The organism is Rickettsia peacockii str. Rustic, from assembly GCF_000021525.1.
GTDB classification, from domain to species: domain Bacteria; phylum Pseudomonadota; class Alphaproteobacteria; order Rickettsiales; family Rickettsiaceae; genus Rickettsia; species Rickettsia rickettsii.
On record NC_012730.1, the window covers coordinates 1,158,307 to 1,178,192 of the forward strand.

Here is a 19,886-nt window from a genome sequence, read left to right on the forward strand (position 1 = left end):
GCAAGCAACTAGATGACAGTGCAAAACTCATAAATACCCACGTTTTGATACAGTTATTCCTGTGCCAAACCTAATTGGATACAAATCCTTTGTTTCCTCAGTACCTAATACCAAATTAGGTATGTTTTTAGGGAAATCTTGAATTACTTTAGTAATTTTTGCTACTTCTCCATCATAATTTACCTTTTTCAACAAAATAATAAGGTCTTCATATAATAATTTTTTATTTGGATTTAACCCTATAGCTCTTTTGATAGAAGCGAGTGCTTCCTCCGGATTTATTTTATGTAATTTATTAAAAAACTCTTCGTGATAGTATACTTTACTTGGATCTAGTTCAATAGCTTTCTTTAATGATTTAATCGCATTATCTTGTTGTTTTTCCATTAAAATAGAACTTAAACTATGAAAAATTTCAGATTCTCTATTGTTATATTTTTCAGTCTTATCATAAGTTTCAATAAAATTTGAAAGTTCTTCAGGATCAGTTTCAACGAATTTTCGTAGATTGTCTTTTTCTTCTTGATATTGGATATCTGTTATGAAGATCGAGATATTTTTTCACTACTTTCTTTAGCAATTTCAGAAGTTTTAAACTTCCAATAAGGCAAAATTTCATTTTTATATGGTTGACAAATGCATACTCCTTGCTCCCCTTTACCTACTCTATAGCTTTCCGGGCATTTACGATACTCAATATCATTTTTCCATTTATAACTTTTATTATCAAAATTTAGATAGCTTGGTTTTTCCATAACTTATGATATATTTGTAATTAATAATTTATAACTACAATTTCAATGTAAGTAAATAAATCTGAAGTTTGTAAAGCTAAGTAAGTAGTTTAAATAAACTTTAATTTAAAATCGTATGATTAAGAAAATAGTACAAAATACGAAAACTTTGCACGTACGTCCTAATGGAAGATCAGCTGATTACATAACGCCTAACTTCATGTATGGCTGTACCGGAGGTTGCAGAAATAGTTATTGTTATGTTATGCATCATAACTATGAGACATTATATATCAATGAAAATATAGATCAAATACTTGACGTATTGGATAAACATATAGCAAACTTACCGACTAAAATTTCCAATCAAACAGATTCTAAATATTGGACATATGATATAGGTTGTTCTACCGATGTAAGTTTGCATTGGAAACACACTAATTGGTTAAAGATATTTAATTTCTTTAAAGAAGATCCACGTGCTAAAGCAACTTTTGCTACTAAATATGTCAATCCTAAATTACTTAATTTTAATCCTGAAAACAAAATAAGGATTAGATTTAGTTTGATACCGACAAGAATGAGTGAGATATTAGAGCCAAAAACGAGTCCAATTATCGAGAGAATAAAAGCGGTGAATATTTTTATTGAAGCAGGTTACGAAGTTCATCTAAACTTTGCTCCTATTATTGCTTATGAAGGTTGGCTTACCGAATATGCAAAGTTATTTGAAGATTTAGCTCAATACATAAACAACCAATATAAACCGTTTATAAAAGCGGAATGCATATTTTTAACGCATAACGATAAGCAGCATGAAAGAAATATTGCCTCAAATAGATTAGAGAGTGAAGCTTTAATTTGGCAACCAAATTATACAGGAAAATAAAGTAAGCGAATATGGAGGCAAGGCGGTACGTTATAAAGCCGGTATTAAGAGTAGTTTTATCCAACGATGGAGTGTGTTGCATGACAGGTTGCTTCCATGGAATAAAATACGATATATATTCTAACTCTTCCTACTTATCAAAATTACGAAACAAAAGCATAAAATTTAAAAATTACAGTTATAAATAAAAAATCACTTGCATGAAAATACACTTATGATATGTTTCTTCACTTTGGGTTTCAATTTTAGCTTCTATAAAAGTAACCCAACACTATTATCTCTCAGCTAATAGTGGATATAGTGTTAGTTGAGTACAAAAGTAAAAATATAAAAAACAAGTAAAATATCGAATAGGCAAAAAATCGTTTAGCTTGTTTGTTATCAGGGGTGTCATAGAATAAAGAACCGGCATAATATAGAAATACTACCCCAAGGATACCAGAAATTATTAAATATATAAAATTATTCATTCCAATAAAAAAAGGCATTAGCGAAACAATAAATAAAAGAATACTGTAAATTAGAATTTGTTTTTTAGTATATAAAGTCCCCTTTACTGCAGGCATCATCGGTACTTTACAGTTTTTATAGTCATCGTTACAGAATAAAGCAAGAGCCCATGAATGCGGCGGCGTCCAAATAAAAATAATCAAAAATAATATACTCGACTCTAGAGATATAGTATTGCTTACCGCTGCATAACCTATCACAGGAGGTAATGCTCCCGATACTCCGCCAATAACGATATTTTGTATAGAACGACGCTTTAACCAAATAGTATAAATACAGATATAATAAAAAATAGTGAATAGCAGTAAAAAGGATGCAAGTAGATTAACACATAAAGCCATAAAAAATACTGCAAAAAATCCCGTTATCAAACCAAAAGATAAAGCTTCATCAGATTCTATAACTCCTCTTACTATCGGTCTTTTTTGGGTACGTTTCATTAAGCTATCGATGTCTCTATCGTACCACATATTAATTGCCCCTGCACTACCTGCCCCAAGCGCTATGCAAACAACTGCAATACCAGCAATAAACGGATGCACGGAATAAGGAGCAAGCCACATACCTACAAAACCCGTAAAAATCACAAGCGACATTACACGCGGTTTCATAAGTAAAATATAGTCTTTAACAGTACTTTGTGAATGATTGATTTTACCTAAATTGATTGGTCTTACTAAGGAACTCATATGAAATATTTTTTAATTAAATATAAAAAGTTTTAGGTTAAAAATCAATGATTGACTTTGATGCAAGAAATGTATATATTTTTTTGTAATTCAAATAATAAATAATAAGTTAAGGATATTATCAGTGACAAAAATTGTTCGTTCTAAATATAAAGCTAGTAGAAGACTTGGAGTAAGTCTATGGGGTGATAGCAAGGATGCTTTCAATACACGAAATTATCGTCCCGGGCAACATGGGCAGAATACCATGATTAAAACTTCAGATTATGGTTTACATTTAAAAGCTAAGCAAAGATTGAAATGCCACTACGGTCGTGTCACTGAAAAACAATTTAGAAATATTTTTGCACTTGCTCAAAAAATGAAAGGTAATACCGGTGAAAATTTCATTGGGTTACTTGAAAGTAGACTTGATACGGTAGTTTATAGAATGAATATAGCTCCAACTATTTTTGCTGCAAGACAGTTAGTTTCACACGGACATATTAAATTAAACGGTAAGAAAGCCGATATCGCAAGCATACGACTAAAGGCAGGCGATGTTATAGAAGTTAAAGAATCCGTAAAACAAATACCGCTTATCCAAGAATCCGTTTCAAAACAAGGTCAAACAACACCGGGGTATTTATCATTTGATGTACCTTCATTAACCGGTAAATATTTAAGAGTTCCTGCTCTTTCTGATGTCCCATATCCTTTTGAAGCAGAAGTGCATTTAGTAATCGAGTTATATTCTCGTTAACAATTATAAAAAGGCAGGTTTTATTTATCTGCCTTTTTACTTTCTTCCCTACACCTACATTTTTTCTTTATACTATAATACAACTTATCACCTAATTCCGGCAGCTTTTATTAAAGATAGATTAGTTAAGAATTTAACGTCTGAGCTAAGAAAAAACTGTAATTTTTGACAAAGCAAGGAAGTATAAAAATGCTAATTTTTAGTATTTTTTTATTATTTTTATGGAGTGCCACGCTACTTTCAATCGCTCAAAAGGTATTGCTGCGTGGATCAGTTTTTCAGTTGTTTTTGGATACCGTGGTCAAACCACGGTATAACACCGAGTGCCTTTTTCGATACACACAACAACGCCCACTCACAATAACGATATCTATTTTTAATAAAAATAATGCTGCTTCTACCTTTTCCAAAAAGTTAGCATATGGAACGCATTTAATAATTAGCGGTATAATTGGTTTTATTGTAAATGGGACAACAGGAAGCAGTCTTTTTGTTTCGGCAACTCTTGCTGACGAAATCTTAATAACCGAAGGGTATTTTCAGAAACATTATCTTACTTCTGCCACATTTAAAGGAAGTTTAATCTACCCTATTACTACAAATCTCATCACAACTTTTCCTAATTATTCAGTACTAATTTATTTAACTTCTACAGCTGCAATAGTAGGCTTAGCATATTATGGGACTGATTTCTTAAATTATCAGGAAAATTTAAAAGAAATTCAGATAAACTTAACTCCTAATATTAGGGTAATTGATCCTAATATACTTTCTAACAATTTTAAAAATGATTCAAAAAATGAAATTAAAGATGTAACCCAAGGGTTTTAGATTTAATTGAAGCATACATAAATAGTAGTTTTATTAACTATACCGGAAATGATGGCAATACATTAATTGCATTAACCTTACTCATACAGGACCCTAATGCTGATATAGGACCTCTTGTTTCTCAAGGAGCAAAAATCAGTATTTTATGGTGTGGAAAAAATATAATAAGCACACTATTCCAATCATATAAAGTTTCTTTAACACAAAATACTCAAATCGAACAAAAAACTTTAGAACTGTTACTAAACGAGGAATATAAAAGTAAAATCTTAGGATTAAAGGATATAGAAGCTATTACTAATAATTTATTTAATAATCTTAATAATACTTTCACTATTGGAATTTTACAATTAGGGAATTTAACCACTCAAAAAATTATACAGCTTATTGCATTGCAAGATATAATGAATTTAGTTCCAGGAGCTATTATATTTAATGCGTTTGAAAATATTAAGGAAGGATTTTTAAATATATTATATCAACTGAATATTTCTTACAGGCAAGAAGCCAGAGAAAATTAACGAAAATACAGCTTCTATAGTAAGAAATATATCCTCTAATACTTCAAATATCTTGTTAACTGATTCTGCTCAATTTGTACAAAATCAATATGCCAAACAACTTAAAGCTAAAAAAGAAATATCAAAGAAAATGTTGTTTTTAGATAGCACAAAAAATACTATAACTACTATACTAGATATCTCCGATAAATTCATAAAATCACTTTACTATATTTATAAAGTAAAAAATGGAGAGATTACGCCTGAGCAAGCTCTACCACTTAATCCTTGGCTTGAAACCTTAAAATCATTCTTAACAAGTTCCTCATTAAAAATAATCTTTAGTGGAGCAGTTATATCACAAGCGAGAATTACAAAATTAATAGAGGCAATTTCTTCTGAGAATACAAAAGGAATAACATGGTCTACTAATGATACAAACGATGAACTTGTAATTTCTGATTATAACCTAATTATAGAAGAAAGAACTATTTTGAGTTTTGAAAAATTAGTATTCAAACTAGGAGCACATGATCTTCTTTCAGCTTCCTCAGGAAAAGGCAACACTACTTTTTTAAAGAGTTTAGTCAATTGTATTGCTGATCCATGCCATAGCGTTGGTGAAATTTCCATACCTACCCATTATCAAAATCCAAAAATAATATTTATTGATCAGAATAGTTACATACCGGTTTAATCTACTTTATTTGAAATAATAACCTCCGACCTTGATCAATCAATCATTAAAAGTAATAAGCAATTATTAGAAGAAAAAATTAACACACTACTTATAAAATTAGATCTAGGTACATTAATTAAGCACTTAAGTGATAAAAATTATGATGTAATAAATGCACCAAGTGGCAGTCAAAAGAAAAAAATTAGAATCATTAAAGCTATAATTTCAAACCCTAAAATATTAATTTTAGACGAGGTATTTGCTAATCTTGATAAAATATCTATAGAAAATGCATAACAAGCTTTAAAAGAATTTTTACCGGAAACTTTAATGCTTGTAGTGCATCATGACGGTAAATCTCATGACTATAATAATTTTTATGATCAGTATAAATCTTGAAGATTTGTATGCTGAAATAAAATTATTAGGAGAATAGCTATTCTATTCAACCCTATATACTTGACTACTTTTAATTTATCATGAGTATATACTAAATCTAGATGTTCAATTATGGGAGTTTTTTAAGATTTCTTTATAGATTTCAAGGTTTTTTCTTAGCATCAGATCAAGAGAGAAATTATTAGTTACCGTATGTCTTGCCGCTTCTTGGATTTTCTTAGCAAGATCAGTACCTAAAATCGAGAAACAATAATCGATGTTCTGTGCTAACGCTTCGGCATTATTTGGTTCTACGTGGAAACCGGTTATATTATTCTTTATTGTCTCTACTGCCCCGCCGATATTAGTTGCAATAACAAGCTTCTTCATCGCCTGCCCTTCTATAATAGTACGCCCGAAAGCTTCAGGCTCGATTGAGGCAGAAATGATAATATCGGAAATCCCATATAGGTTTATTATATCCGAATCATTACCAAAAATTTGAATTTTATTTTGAAGTTTTAGATTAGCTATAAGCTCTTTTACTCTATTAGTAAAATTGGGATGTCTAGATATATCACCGACCATTAAACAATAAAAGTCTCTATGTTTTAATTTACTTAATGCTTCTACTAGAATAAGATGTCCTTTCCAACTTGTCATTCTAGAAGGCATTAATATTATCGGCACGTTACTCGGTACATCATATTTATCACAACATTTTTCAAGTTTTTCCGGCGTTAAATTTGCGGGATCGAAATAATCACAATTCACTCCACGCTCAATTACTACTATTTTATCTTCATCAATTTTATAGTTTTCGAGCAAGTGTTGTTTTACAAAATTAGACACGGCAACAACTTTCTTGCCTTTTAGCATTATGCTATTATAATATTTTTTAAAACTATTCGGAATATTATAAACCCCATGAAAGGTAGTCAAAAATTTAGCATTTGTCCATTTTGTTGCTAGATATGAACTCCATGCCGGTGCTCTTGATCTTGTATGAACTATATCAACATTATATTTTTTGATTATTTCTGCTATCAATTTTGCATTATTCAGAATTACAAAAGGATTTTTACTGTTACTATTCATTTCAATATGCAATATATCTTCCTTATCTAACTCTTTAACTAGAGTACCGCCTGCTGAAATTATGATAGGAGTATGACCGAGAATTTTAAGATATTTTGCAACTTCTATAGTACCTCTTTCAACCCCTCCCGAAACTAGAGCAGGCACTACTTGCAAAATAGTATATTTATTGTATCGTTTACTTGACTTTAATGAAGGCATTAAATCTCAATCTATTAAAATAATTCTTTAAAATGCACAAACTTTATAATAAAACACAAGACAAATTTATTGTCTACGATAATTATAGAATAATTAATACAAATATTCCATCTGTAATTTTTTTACACGGCTTGATGTCTAGTATGCAATCAACTAAGGCTATCTATTTAATAGATTATTGTAAAAAAAACAATTATAATTTTATTGTTTTTGATAATTTCGGCCATGGAAACGCATCAGGACAATTTAAGGATCAAACAATTAGTGATTGGTTAGAAGGAGTATCACTAATTTTAGATAAATTAATTAATACGGAGGCGATATTAGTAGGTTCGAGCATAGGAGGATGGCTAGCACTTCTTGCGGCTTTAAGATTTCCTGATAAAATAAAGGGACTTGTGTGTGTAGCCCCTGCTCCAGATTGTACTGAAAATATTTGGCAAAATATATCTCTAAATGATCAAAATAAGATGCAAAAAGAGGGAATACTAGAAGTAAGCGGTAAAAATTGTGAGCATAAATATCATATAAGCTATAAACTGATAGAAGATGCAAAAAAACATTTATTATTGACAAAGAAACAGATTGATATAAATATACCGGTACATCTCATTCATGGGATGTTAGATGAAGACGTGCCTTATAATGTTTCAGTAAAATTATTAGAAAAAATAACGAGCAAACAAATAGTAATGAAGCTAATTAAAGACGGTCACCATAATTTATCTAGAGAAGAAGATTTAAAGGTCATGACAAATTCCTTAGAAGAAGTAATTAGACTCTTAAGTAATATTAAATAAACAATAAATATGTATAGCAACATAAATAAAGTTCATGATTTTAAAGAAGTTATAGAAGCGGTAAAACAAGCCGATAATACTAGCTTGGTGCTTTTTGATGTAGATGAAGTAATTGTAATGGATAGTGATGAATCTAGGTTAACACATGATTATAGAAAAGAATTAATGAAGAACATTGAAAAAAGACTTACTAGAAAAGAATGTGAATTATTACTTAGTATTGTTCTTAAAGATAGGAAAGCTAGATTTGTTAACCCAGATATCTTAACGATATTTGCTCTACTTACAGAAAAAAATGTACCGGCAATGGGTCTTACTAAACTTCCTACCGGTAAATTCGGCGTAATTGAAGATATGATCGAATGGAGAATTCGTGAACTCACTGCATTAAAGGTAAATTTTCAAGAATTTTCACCTTTAGAAGATGAGATAATAATAGAAGATTTTAATGCCGGTTACGGTAAACCTACATTAAAAGACGGAATAATTTACACTGCGGAATATGATAAAGGAAGCATGCTTGAGTATGTATTACGAAAAACAAGTTATTATCCACAATCAATAATATTTATCGATGATATGGAAGAAAATTTATTATCATTACAAGAAATTTGTAAGAAACTAAAAATTAACTATCAAGGATTTGAGTTTACCGGTTCTGCTATCGTTCCTGAACCTGTTCTTGATGCACAATTAGAAAAAATTAGATTTGAAATTCTAGAAAAAGAATATAAATGGTTAACGGATGAGGAACTGAAAAAGTATACTTTGTCATCTAGTAGCTTGTCCACAGTATCCAGCTAAAAATGTCACAATAACATGCACTTTTAGTTGCTTTTCCTAGATGCCGTGGACAAACTACTAGATGACACCTATGCACCTTAGAGTATAATATATGATGTCTGCAAAACTTATTGTTCTTTTTACCTTACTTATCTCGCTTTCTACTATGGCAAGTAAAAAGGAAGAAGAAACAATTACAGCAGTAAAAGCAACTAAAGTACAAATTGCGCTGAGCTTTACGACATATTTAATATTGTAGGGCAATGCCAGAATGATAATAGTCGTGATTATTATGCCAATGCCACCGGAGTAGTTGAACAAGTCTCAGCACATCAAGGAGAAATAGTAAAAAAAAAGGGATATATTGCTAGTTATAGATAAAAACATAGCAGAAACCACTAAATCTAGAGCAGCAGCGTTATTAAATACAAAACAAGAAGATTATAATAGAAAAGAAGCTTTATTCGCTAAAAAATTTGTAAGCAACGAGGAATATAAAAGGTCAAAAAGCGAACTTGAAGATGCAAAATTTAATTATTCCAAAGCTCTAAAAACATATAATGATATGATAATTACCGCACCCTACTCTGGTAAAATAGGCGTAATTAAGTCTATGGTTGGCGATGAAGTAAAAATAGGTGACTATCTTTTTAGCATTACCGGAACAGAAAACTCACAAAGTATTTTTATTGAATTGCCGGAGTCTTTAAGCGGAAAAGTTGGCGTCGATACTGAAGTTTTAATTGCAGGAAAAATTAAAAGTACAATCGGGGCAGTATCGCATTACTTATCAGATAATGGTACTTTAACAGCTAAATTTTACCTATGGGTACAAAAATCCTGCATAATAGCTTTGTAGATGTTACGCTTATAATTAACCCTCATAAAAACCTAACCGTTCCTGAAAGTTGTATTCAACGACATAATCAAGGTAATTTTATTTATAAAATAGACGGTTATACGATAAAACAATTATATGTAAAAATCGTTACACGTACAGAAGGTCTAATTGAAATTATCTCTGACGATATTAAAGCAGGTGACTTAGTCGTTACCGAAGGTATGACTAAAATTGGTGATGGCTCAAAAGTTAAGATACTTGAGGAATAGTTATTTATATATGCTTTTTAAGCCATCTCTGTATTCTAGAGATTGTTGCACGTATTCCTTCTTGCCTTATAGAAGTAATAGTTAATAAAATCAAAATTTTTGTCACAAAGCAATAGGTTCGTATTTTTTGAATTACATAGTTATTTTTGAAAAAAGAAATATTACTTTTTTTATAGTCTTCATTTTTATTTTCTAGTAATCTTAATTGTGTAACAGCTGCTAATAACAAATTAATAGTAAACGGACTAAATTTACTTAAATAAGAATCATTAAGAACATAAGAAGTAATATTTATTAAACCTACTGAATATTTATTTGGGTCCATAAACGTATTAGTACCACCGCTAATTCGTACTTTAGACAATTCTTTGTCTATACCGCCTATTGAGTTTTTACTAGCAATAGATATCCATAAACAACAATCTTCACCGCTTCTTATATTTTCAGGAAATAAATTTTCTTGAAATAATGTCAAAGTTCCCATAACTGTCGGCATTGCTATTGGACAAGTTTGTATGACTTGAGGAAAAACATTGCCACTAAAAAGCCCGGAATGAACAGATTCGATATATTTTCCTTTTTCATTTATTTTTTGATATGAAGTATGAGAAAATATAAAATTATTTTCTTCCATAAACTTTAATTGGATTTCTATTTTATCCTTATAAAATAAATCGTCCGAATCAAGGAAAGCAATATATTTTCCTATAGCATTTTTAATACCTAAGTTACGTGCAGCAGCAGGTCCTTCATTTTGTTTATGAAAATATTTTATTCTTTTATCTTTTTTGCATATTGCAGTTAATTCTGATATATCATCAGTCGACCCATCATCTATTATAAGTATCTCAAAATTTTTGTGTGTTTGAATAAGTACACTTTCTATAGCTTCAATTGCCCAATTTATTCTATTATATACCGGTATAATAACACTAATTTTAGTATCATTTAGTACTTGTTTAGCCATAGTATTTGCTAAATCACAGGCTTTTTTATACGGAGTATTATTGGATAAAAAAGTAGCTGTACGAGTTAAAAATAAATAAGGAGAACCTTCCATTTTGATCATTTCTTCTTCTGTTAACTCGTGAAGAAACGATGACCATAATACATTACATTCTTCGTTATGATTTGATATTTTTTTACTACCTTGCTCTGAATGAAAACGAGATTTAATTAGGATAGATTCGTCAAAATGAATAGGGGCAACACGGAAAATTTTAAACCATAAATCATAATCTTGCGTTGTCGGTAAAGCCTCATTAAATATACCGACTTCATGAAAATATTTAGCAGGAATCAATAACGAACAACCATGTATTAATCCTCGTAATAAAGGTAATAAAGAAATATTAAGTTTATTTATAGGTAGCACACTATCCGGTTTAATATAACGTAGAGAGTTGCCTTTTTCATCGATTAATTCATAACCACCGTAAATGATAGTATCTTTATTATCTAATTTATTTAATATGTCAACTTGATGCTTGATTTTATTAGGATAATATATATCATCATGGCTAAGCCACGAAAAATATTCCCCTTGCATGTTTTTTATACCGTAATTTAAGGCCGAACCGCAACCTCCGTTTCCTTTATGAAAATAGCGTATTTTATCACCATATGATAATGCTACACGTTCTGTCTCTCCATTATCTTTTGAACCATCATTAACAACAATAATTTCAATATTGTTGTAAGTTTGTGCTAAAGCACTATTTATAGCTTCTTTCATATAATTAGCCCCATTATAGACAGGTATAATAATGGAAACTAAAGTATGATAAATATTTAGAGGTTTATCTTTTCTAGTTGTCATAACTTTTAAAAATAATTTATAAAATGTTAGTTTTATTGTTTAAATTTTCTATAGAGCTTTAGAAAAATAGATTTTTCTTCTTCACTAATAATTAGTTTATTTTTAAATTTTTATTTCTTCTAAAGCATTATTTAGCTCTGTTACAGTATTATTTTAATTTAGTGTTTCTCTTCGCTATTTTTAAATGCATCTCTAGTTTGCAGCAATTGTTTTAATATATCTTGGGATTGCAAACCTAGCTTTTCTAAAAATTCTAGAGTCCAAGCTGAGATTGGATAGTTAAATAATTGTTTTATAGGCTTTAAATCTGAGTTACTAGATATACAGATTATAGAATTAGGAGGATTTTTTCAGAATGCGTGTCGTTAGTTACACCATCTACTCCTTCATAGAAAAATTCTTTGTTCGGATATGATTCAAAGTCTTTTTCAGTAATTCAATTAACTAAATGATGTATATTCCCTTCCGGTTCATTAAAAGGTACATTTACTATTAATCGTTTTTTATATTTAAGATTAAGTGCTAGATTTAACCCATCTTCAATATGCTCAAGTGCATGTCGTGATACAATATAATCATATTCTTCTGCCTTTTTAATAAAACTAACTAAATCAGATTTAATATATTGTATATTAGATGCTCCACAATTTTGTTCAGCATAAATTATAGATTCTTTACTGATATCTATTGCTGTAATTTCTACTCCTAATATATCGCTAAGCATGAAAGTTCCGTGTCCCGTTCCACAACCTATATCTAAAATTTTTATTTTTTGATTTAGCATTAATGGGCTATTAAGTATATCGGCTTCTATAATTTTTTTAAAAATCTTATAGCTACTTTTATGACGCATTACCTCTAAAACATCATAAGTTTCCCCAAGAATTAATCTTTCTCCATCATTATAAATTTCTTCTAACATAAATTATTTAAACTATTATAATTTTAATAAATATTCGGCGATAAATGCAGCAGGGTTTTCTACAGGATCAAGCATCTTTTTAAATTGATTTCTGCCACTACTATTTTCATAATAAGGTAAATAATGATTTTGCTTAATAAATTCTATATAGTTAATAATATCTTGCGGCTCATAAGCAAAATACATATATTTTTTTAATTCTTTAGATAGAGCATTGCTATTAAATTCATTATTCCAACCATTACTTAAGTAAATTATAGGCTTATCGGCAACTACTACTTCAGCAAGAGATGAAGTACCGTCACTTATTACAATATCTGACACCATTATATCATCCAGTAACGACCTGAATGCATGTGCAGAAACAGTAACATTCTTTAAAGAGTTAAATCTACTTAATATATTATCCATATCACTTTGGCTTAAGTAATTTTTACTGACTGCATAGGTAAATAGTGTAACATGCGGTCTTATAATAAAATGAATATTAGGATGTTGTAATGCATAATTATAGAAAAAATAGTGATAATTTAAGAAAGTAGAACCTCCTTCATATAAATCTCTATTTTTAAATGATAATTCCCATCTAGGAAGCCATAAAATGGTTTCCGAGTTTGGTTTTTCTTTAATATTATAATTTCTTACTTCATAGTATGGTTGATAACCTGAAACAATAACTCTATCCTTAGGAAATTTATAATTACTAATAAAGATATCCTTTGTACTTTCTGAATCAACAAATACCGTCTCTATGCAACTTGATAACTTATCATCATCAATATTTTTTTGATGAAAGATATGCGGACCATAGACTATATACATAATTTTTGTTTTAGTTCCTCTAAAGCTCTTATACAAATTAGCAGCCGTAAAAGGTTCAGCCTTGAAAATTTTCGTAAGGATTTTGCGTAAAGATAAAATCCGGCTGATAATTTTTTAGTTCAGAAATTTCACATTTTGTATTAACATTTGAATAAGAAGCATAATTACCGCATGGATATATCACATCTTGTGCATCAAATTTACTAATAAACCCGGTATCTATTCCTCCTTGAATATTGGGATGAGGATGGGGTACTATTACAATTTTGACATCATGACCTATTTTTTTCATCTCATTATACATTGCGTATACGCCTTTGCCGCCGAATGTCTCTGTACTAACAAGGAAAACTATTTTTTTATAAGACTTTTCTTTGGAATAGCAAAAAGAAGATATAAGAGTTATTAGTAAAAAACACCTAAAAATAAAGTGTTAAGTTTTATTAATTTAAAAAATTTCATGTTTTTGATATGATAATAATGAATAGGATTACTTTTTAAACCATACTGTATGGTTAACATAATCCACATAACTTAAAACTATACGTAATATTTTCTTTGATACAAGTCCTGCTTCTGCATAATCCGGCACGATATCTTGCAAGCGTTTATTATTCTCGTGTTCTTCCGTAATAGCTTTCACCGATTGTAGTACCCGTTCAGCCTTAAAACCCGACATAATAAGCGTTCCGGCGTCCATACCTTCAGGACGTTCATGTGCTTCTCGAATATTTAAAGCAGGTAAATTAAGTATAGATGCCTCTTCAGTGATAGTACCGCTATCGGATAAAATACAAAATGCATTCATCTGAAGTTTAACATAGTCCGTAAACCCAAAGGCTGGCAAAAATCTTATTTTATCGCCAAGTTCTTTAAACTCCTCTAAATCCTCAAGCCTTTTTTTAGTCCTTGGGTGTGTTGAGAAGATTACAGGAAAATTATACTCTTTAATAAGCGTTTGTAAACTACTTAATAATTCTTTCAGATTATTTTTGACATCAACATTTTCCTCACGATGTGAGCTAATTAAGAAATATTGCTTTGTGGTAAGTGACAATTTATCTAAAATATCAGACTTTAATATTTTAGACATAAAGCGATCAAGGACCTCAGGCATATGCGAACCTGATTTAAAAATCAGCTCAGGCGGTAAACCTTCAAAAATTAAATAACGTCTTGCATGCTCGGTTAACGTAATGTTAACGTCACTAATATGATCAATGATTTTACGGTTTATTTCTTCAGGTACACGCTGATCAAAACAACGATTTCCCGCTTCCATATGAAAAATTGGAATTTTACGGCGTTTAGCGGCAATTGCCGATAAACATGAATTAGTATCACCGTAAAATAAAACGGCGTCGGGCTTTTCTTTCTCAAGTACTGCATCAACTTTTTCGATAATAAGCCCGATAGATTTTGCCGTATTATCTGCTGCTACTTCTAAGAAATAATCGGGTTTTCTAATTCCCATATCATCAAAAAAAACCTGATGTAATTCATATGCATAATTTTGACCGGTGTGAACTAGGATGTGATGAGTATATTTATCAAACTCAGAAATCACGCAGCATAGTTTAATAAGTTCAGGACGAGTACCAACAATCGTCATTACCTTAAGCATTTTTTAGCTCCTCTTGTACGTAATCAAGAGTCAGTAATAACTCTTTTACTTCTTCTAAATTTAAACGTTTTGTATTATGGGAAGTGTAATCCTCTAAAAGTGCTACTTTCTTTTCACCTTCAACAAAATATTTTGCATAATTAAGATCGCGCCCGTCCATAGGAATACGGTAATAATCCCTTAAATCATCAGCTTTTGCCATTTCTTCTGATGATACTAATGATTCGTAATGTTTTTCGCCGTGACGTGTACCGATAAAACGTATTTCATTTTTACTATCGAATATATCTTGTAACGCTTTTGCGAGTACTTCAATTGTGCTTGCCGGAGATTTTTGTACGAAAATATCACCCTGATGACCATGCTCAAACGCATATAAAACTAAATCCACCGAATCTACAAGCGACATTAAAAAACGTGTCATTGACGGTTCTGTGATGGTTAATTCCTTACCTTGTTTTATTTGATTGATAAAAAGAGGAATGACCGAACCTCTAGAAGCCATAACGTTACCGTATCTAGTAACGCACAGCACAGTCTCACCTGGAGAACGCATACGTGCTTTTGCTATTGCTAACTTTTCCATTAATGCTTTAGATAATCCCATTGCATTAATTGGATATACAGCCTTATCGGTACTCAGTACAATAACTTTTGTAACTTTGTTATTAATAGCAGCACTTAAAACATTTTCAGCACCTAAGACGTTAGTATTTATTGCTTCCATAGGATAAAATTCACAAGTTGGAACCTGCTTTAAAGCAGCGGCATGGAATACATAATCTACACCATGCATTGCCTCATCAATACTTTTATAATTGCGTACGTCCCCGATATAGAATTTAAGTTTCGGATTATTTAAAGCAATACGCATATCCTCTTGCTTTTTTTCATCTCTACTGAAAATACGAATTTCCTTAATATCGTTAATAATACCGAATTTAAGAAAACGAGAAAGCACCGCATTACCAAACGAACCGGTGCCTCCTGTAATCATTAAAGTTTTATCTACAAACATTATATATAAATACCTATTTTGTTATTATTCATTCTGTCATTGTGTCAATCGAGAAACACTCTAAGGTAGTCATCCTGTGGCTTGCCCACAGGGTCCAGTTATAAAAAATACAAACATAAAAAGCTCGATTTATCTCACTTTATGCTGGATTCCGTGTACAAGCCTATATTCGCAATGACAATTTACTTAAACTCACACATACGCTTTACAAGCTCACGCCATTCAGGAGGCGTATATCCCGTCACCGCATTAAAACGAGTGCTATCTAGTGAGCGATCTACTACAAGCTCATCTGATGAAATAATATCGATGTCTTTATTATATATTTCTGATACTAATTTTAACAATTCTAACTTATTAATCGGTTTTGAGGCAACATGATAAAGCCCGTGCAACTCTTTATTAGGTAACACAAAATCCCTTATTATTCTTGCAAGCTCTACTGTCGGGAATCCTGAATAAATAGCTTTCTCAAACCCTTTCACTGAATCTTCTGCACTTAAAAACCAATTGATTAAACTTCTATTGCCTGCTAGCTCATGACCTATAATGGAAGTACGCAATGTGATAGCATGCGGATAATCTACCTCACCAAGAAATTTTGAACGACCGTAAAGGTCATAACAGTCAGAAAAATCGCTTTCCTTATAATTACCTTTTTTTCCTGAAAACACACAATCAGTACTAATATGGATTAACCTTGAATTAGCTAGTTTACATAAATTAGCTAGCCTATGAGGCAGCAAACTATTTATCGGTAATGCTTTTAACGGGTCATTAGCATCTGCCAATTGTTTTACAAGCCCTATACAATTTATTACTATATCGGGTTTTGTTTGATTAAATACCTCAACTAACGCATCATGATTCTCAACATTTACATTTGTAATTAATTTATCGGATAAATCCTTAGAAAAGTAAGAACGAGCTGAATTATTTCGGGCTGTCGCAAAAATGTCAAATTTTTTATCACTACTTAAAAACCTGAATATGCTATTACCTAGCATACCGGTAACACCTAAAATTAATATTTTCATAGTATATTTTATTTATTTTTACCGAATCGGTTCTATCATAAATAATATATCTTTACAATAGTGTTTTGAGTGCGTAACAATATTAAGTTATACATAATTAACTTGCCATAGAAAAGGTTCTTATTCTATCTTCTGTAATTTTCCAACCTTCATCTTCTGCAAGCTCTAAATCATATTGGTCTTGCATATTCCCAACGAGAATTAATATTAAAATACTTACCCAAATGAAGGGCTGTATCAGCTGCAATTGAACGATGATGCTTAATTATATTATTGATCCTAGTAACGGGTACATCAATATCACAAGCAAGTTTGCTTTGACTAATCCCCATAGGTTCCATAAATTCTGCTAGTAAAATTTGTCCCAGTGAAATAGGAGGTAATTTATTCTTGGCTTTGTTGCATGGACCGTTTTATGTCATTCCCGCGTAGGCGGGCATCCAGTAAAACCTATAAAAACAAGTTTTTATAGGTTTATTTTGTCAAATATACCACTTCTATATCAATATTGAAGTTATTTTGCTGGATCCCCGCTTTCGCGGGGATGACATTGAGTAGGTTTTTCGATCCATACAACAACTCCTCAATTCTTTCCTAATTAAATATTTTTTATAGAATCAAGCACGGTTTCAAGAATCATACTAGCAGCTACTGCATCATCGTTATTATTACGGTCTTTTCTTTTCACTCCAAACGATTTAAGCAAATTATTTGCAGCTTTGGTAGTTAATCTTTCATCTTGTAAATATATAGGCAAGTTTATAGATTTTGCTAGCTCTTCAGCAAATTTCATCACTATATTTGTTTGCTCCGTTACTGCTCCGCTCATATCAATCGGTAGACCTATTATAACACCGCAAACTTTATATTTCTCGATGATATTAAGCAAGGAAGTAATAACAATTTTTTTATTTATCTCGGTTATAGTATTTAAGGGCATAGCAATACTACGTTCTTGATTAGATAATGCGATTCCTAATTTTTTGCTTCCGTAATCAATAGCGATAAGCGGAGCATTTGGTATTAAAAGCCGATAAAATTCTTGAAGATTTTTTATGATCATGATAGTTATAAAAATTACTTTATTAATTATTATTTATGCTAAAAACTATTCAGAAACATTTAGATACGAAATTAATTAAATTATCGGCGATTTTAGCCTTTATTTATTGTTTATTATTTAATACCGCAATATTGATTTATAAATTTGATTATTATAAAGCAACAATCTTTAGAGGGATATTAGAGTTATCAAAAGATTTTTGCTATATTTATATATTTTCTTTTATAGCATTTTTCGGTCTTAGCGTACATAGATTAGTGTTAAAAATCGGCGTGGGGTTTTTATTTATAACATCCGCTATTGCTAGTTATTACATTTATTTCTTCAAAATCAATCCTACTAAACAAGTAATAGGTAGTTTTTTCTCAACGGATTTAAACGAAGTTTATGAATTAACCAGCATTAAGTTAATAATATGGATAATTTTTTGCCTTTTGACCTGTTTTTATATTCTCAAATCTTTTGCCGCCGAAAATTCTAAATCATTCGTAACAAAACTATTATCTACCGCTTGCTTACTTATTTTTGTATATAATATTATTACTCCTTCATTTAAGATACTAAAAAATTATTTTCCCATTCAGTATTTACATAATAGCTACCTTAATTTTGCCGGAAATTTTGGTGAAAAAAATTATGCATGTATAGATATTAGCAAACAATATAACTTTATAGATAAGTCAGATAAAGATATTATCGGTGTTTTAGTTATAGGAGAATCAGCAAGATTTGATCATTTCGGTATTAACGGTTATGAAAGAGATACGACTCCTTACTTAAAGACTACTCAAAACCTAATTTCTTTCAAAGCTAAATCTTCTTCTAACCTTACCTATCTTTCCGTACCGTCGTTACTTTCACGTTATCCTGCAAGTCAAATTGAAAATAGTAGACAAGAGAACAGCTTTTTATCAATTTTAACAAATCTTGGCTTTAATACTACCTGGATCGGGACTCAAACTTTAATGAGGAGTTTTGCAAATTTTGACCTCAGTAATATATATAATGACGTTAATTTTACTATAGTACCGGGCGGCTCTGCCCTATTTTCTTTAAATGATCATGATGAAAAAATATTGCCTTTTATAAAAGAAATACTAACAAACTCAGAGAAACAATTTTTAGTAGTTCACACTTCCGGCAGCCATTGGAACTATAATGCGAGATATCCAAAAGAGTTTGAGTATTGTACCCCTACCTGTCCTATTAAGGTTAAGGGAGATGCAAGTGATTGCGATAAGCTTGCTTTAGTTAACAGTTATGATAACTCTATTTTATATACCGATTTTTTTTATATAATTTAATAGATTTGCTTAAAGATAAAAATGCATTTTTATTATTATGTATCTGATCACGGCGAGTCCCTCGGAGAAAATGGTTATTACGGTCACGGCGGTCCACTACTTGCAGAACAAATAACCGTACCTCTTATAGTTTGGGTATCAGATGATTTTCAAGCCAAATATCCTAAATCAGTATCTTCAATTAAAAATTATGCTAATACCGAAATTAGCCATGATTATGTATTTCATTCAATCCTTAACTGTTTAAATATAGAGTCCGACATAATAGATAAAGACTTAAGTATATGTAAATCTAGTTAAAAATTATTGAATTATTAAAAAATTTATATATAA

At 30.6% G+C, this 19,886-nt stretch carries 19 protein-coding genes and 3 pseudogenes; 9 read left to right on the forward strand and 13 right to left on the reverse strand.

Features of this window, described 5'->3' with window-relative positions; genetic code table 11:
* Nucleotides 1–27 precede the first annotated feature (27 nt).
* Both RPR_RS06915 and RPR_RS06925 read right to left on the reverse strand, forming a co-directional pair.
* Entirely contained in the window at nucleotides 28–387 is a 360-nt protein-coding gene (locus RPR_RS06915) for a tetratricopeptide repeat protein (RefSeq protein WP_012737013.1), read from the reverse strand.
* 152 nt (nucleotides 388–539) lie between these two features.
* Nucleotides 540–755: a DUF4385 family protein gene (locus RPR_RS06925; RefSeq protein ID WP_012737014.1), complete on the reverse strand. Its 216-nt coding sequence runs from the start codon at nucleotides 753–755 to the stop codon at nucleotides 540–542.
* Between the two features lie 115 nt (nucleotides 756–870).
* Here RPR_RS06925 and RPR_RS06930 point away from each other — a divergent pair, with 115 nt between their 5' ends.
* Nucleotides 871–1,623: a spore photoproduct lyase family protein gene (locus RPR_RS06930; RefSeq protein ID WP_085065763.1), complete on the forward strand. Its 753-nt coding sequence runs from the start codon at nucleotides 871–873 to the stop codon at nucleotides 1,621–1,623.
* 281 nt (nucleotides 1,624–1,904) lie between these two features.
* On the opposite strand, the gene cyoE is transcribed toward RPR_RS06930, so the two are convergent.
* Nucleotides 1,905–2,822, reverse strand: coding sequence for a heme o synthase (cyoE, locus tag RPR_RS06935; protein WP_012737016.1), 918 nt, complete (start codon nucleotides 2,820–2,822; stop codon nucleotides 1,905–1,907).
* Nucleotides 2,823–2,946: 124 nt separating this feature from the next.
* Here cyoE and rpsD point away from each other — a divergent pair, with 124 nt between their 5' ends.
* The 4 genes from rpsD (at nucleotide 2,947) to RPR_RS09950 (ending at nucleotide 5,871) form a co-directional block, all read left to right on the forward strand.
* Nucleotides 2,947–3,564, forward strand: a complete 618-nt coding sequence (rpsD, locus tag RPR_RS06940) for a 30S ribosomal protein S4 (RefSeq protein ID WP_010977111.1) — start codon at nucleotides 2,947–2,949, stop codon at nucleotides 3,562–3,564.
* Between the two features lie 189 nt (nucleotides 3,565–3,753).
* Nucleotides 3,754–4,395, forward strand: coding sequence for a hypothetical protein (locus tag RPR_RS06945; protein ID WP_012737017.1), 642 nt, complete (start codon nucleotides 3,754–3,756; stop codon nucleotides 4,393–4,395).
* A gap of 573 nt (nucleotides 4,396–4,968) precedes the next feature.
* A complete protein-coding gene (locus RPR_RS06955) occupies nucleotides 4,969–5,592 on the forward strand; it encodes an ABC transporter ATPase (RefSeq protein ID WP_085065764.1) in 624 nt (207 codons plus the stop codon).
* A gap of 117 nt (nucleotides 5,593–5,709) precedes the next feature.
* Entirely contained in the window at nucleotides 5,710–5,871 is a 162-nt protein-coding gene (locus tag RPR_RS09950; protein WP_410526308.1) for a hypothetical protein, read from the forward strand.
* Between the two features lie 207 nt (nucleotides 5,872–6,078).
* Here RPR_RS09950 and RPR_RS06965 read toward each other — a convergent pair whose 3' ends face one another.
* On the reverse strand, nucleotides 6,079–7,251 hold the full coding sequence (locus tag RPR_RS06965; protein ID WP_012737018.1) for a glycosyltransferase family 4 protein: 1,173 nt from the start codon (nucleotides 7,249–7,251) through the stop codon (nucleotides 6,079–6,081).
* Nucleotides 7,252–7,283: 32 nt separating this feature from the next.
* Here RPR_RS06965 and RPR_RS06970 point away from each other — a divergent pair, with 32 nt between their 5' ends.
* The 3 genes and pseudogenes from RPR_RS06970 to RPR_RS06980 all read left to right on the forward strand — a co-directional run bounded on the left by RPR_RS06970 (nucleotide 7,284) and on the right by RPR_RS06980 (nucleotide 9,944).
* Nucleotides 7,284–8,051, forward strand: a complete 768-nt coding sequence (locus RPR_RS06970; RefSeq protein WP_012737019.1) for an alpha/beta hydrolase — start codon at nucleotides 7,284–7,286, stop codon at nucleotides 8,049–8,051.
* Nucleotides 8,052–8,060: 9 nt separating this feature from the next.
* Complete coding sequence (locus RPR_RS06975; RefSeq protein WP_012737020.1) at nucleotides 8,061–8,855, forward strand: DUF2608 domain-containing protein; 795 nt, start codon at nucleotides 8,061–8,063, stop codon at nucleotides 8,853–8,855.
* Between the two features lie 91 nt (nucleotides 8,856–8,946).
* A pseudogene (locus RPR_RS06980) lies at nucleotides 8,947–9,944 on the forward strand (efflux RND transporter periplasmic adaptor subunit).
* 4 nt (nucleotides 9,945–9,948) lie between these two features.
* On the opposite strand, the gene RPR_RS06985 reads toward RPR_RS06980, so the two are convergent.
* From RPR_RS06985 to ruvX, 9 genes and pseudogenes are all read right to left on the reverse strand, one after another.
* Entirely contained in the window at nucleotides 9,949–11,763 is a 1,815-nt protein-coding gene (locus tag RPR_RS06985; RefSeq protein WP_012737021.1) for a glycosyltransferase family 2 protein, read from the reverse strand.
* Nucleotides 11,764–12,199: 436 nt separating this feature from the next.
* Entirely contained in the window at nucleotides 12,200–12,685 is a 486-nt protein-coding gene (locus tag RPR_RS06990; protein WP_012737022.1) for a class I SAM-dependent methyltransferase, read from the reverse strand.
* Between the two features lie 15 nt (nucleotides 12,686–12,700).
* Nucleotides 12,701–14,038, reverse strand: a pseudogene (locus RPR_RS06995) (hypothetical protein).
* Nucleotides 13,998–15,131, reverse strand: a complete 1,134-nt coding sequence (gene wecB / locus RPR_RS07000) for a non-hydrolyzing UDP-N-acetylglucosamine 2-epimerase (RefSeq protein ID WP_012737023.1) — start codon at nucleotides 15,129–15,131, stop codon at nucleotides 13,998–14,000. The pseudogene RPR_RS06995 and the gene wecB overlap by 41 nt, the downstream one beginning before the upstream one ends.
* On the reverse strand, nucleotides 15,124–16,149 hold the full coding sequence (capD, locus tag RPR_RS07005) for a UDP-glucose 4-epimerase (RefSeq protein ID WP_012737024.1): 1,026 nt from the start codon (nucleotides 16,147–16,149) through the stop codon (nucleotides 15,124–15,126). Before capD ends, wecB begins: the two co-directional genes overlap by 8 nt.
* Nucleotides 16,150–16,331: 182 nt before the next feature.
* The gene (locus RPR_RS07015) at nucleotides 16,332–17,186 is read right to left on the reverse strand and encodes a dTDP-4-dehydrorhamnose reductase family protein (RefSeq protein ID WP_012737025.1); all 855 of its coding nucleotides are present in this window, start codon (nucleotides 17,184–17,186) and stop codon (nucleotides 16,332–16,334) included.
* Between the two features lie 97 nt (nucleotides 17,187–17,283).
* Nucleotides 17,284–17,373, reverse strand: a complete 90-nt coding sequence (locus tag RPR_RS08715; RefSeq protein WP_012150658.1) for a hypothetical protein — start codon at nucleotides 17,371–17,373, stop codon at nucleotides 17,284–17,286.
* Nucleotides 17,357–17,518 carry a transcriptional regulator gene (locus RPR_RS07020; protein WP_266105313.1) on the reverse strand — a complete coding sequence of 54 codons (162 nt, stop codon included), beginning with the start codon at nucleotides 17,516–17,518 and terminating at the stop codon, nucleotides 17,357–17,359. Before RPR_RS07020 ends, RPR_RS08715 begins: the two co-directional genes overlap by 17 nt.
* A gap of 266 nt (nucleotides 17,519–17,784) precedes the next feature.
* Nucleotides 17,785–18,249 (reverse strand): Holliday junction resolvase RuvX, encoded by a 465-nt coding sequence (gene ruvX / locus RPR_RS07025; RefSeq protein ID WP_004996057.1) that lies wholly within the window; start codon nucleotides 18,247–18,249, stop codon nucleotides 17,785–17,787.
* Between the two features lie 35 nt (nucleotides 18,250–18,284).
* On the opposite strand from ruvX, the pseudogene RPR_RS07030 reads away from it, so the two are divergent.
* Nucleotides 18,285–19,853: pseudogene (locus RPR_RS07030) on the forward strand (phosphoethanolamine transferase).
* Nucleotides 19,854–19,886: the final 33 nt, after the last annotated feature.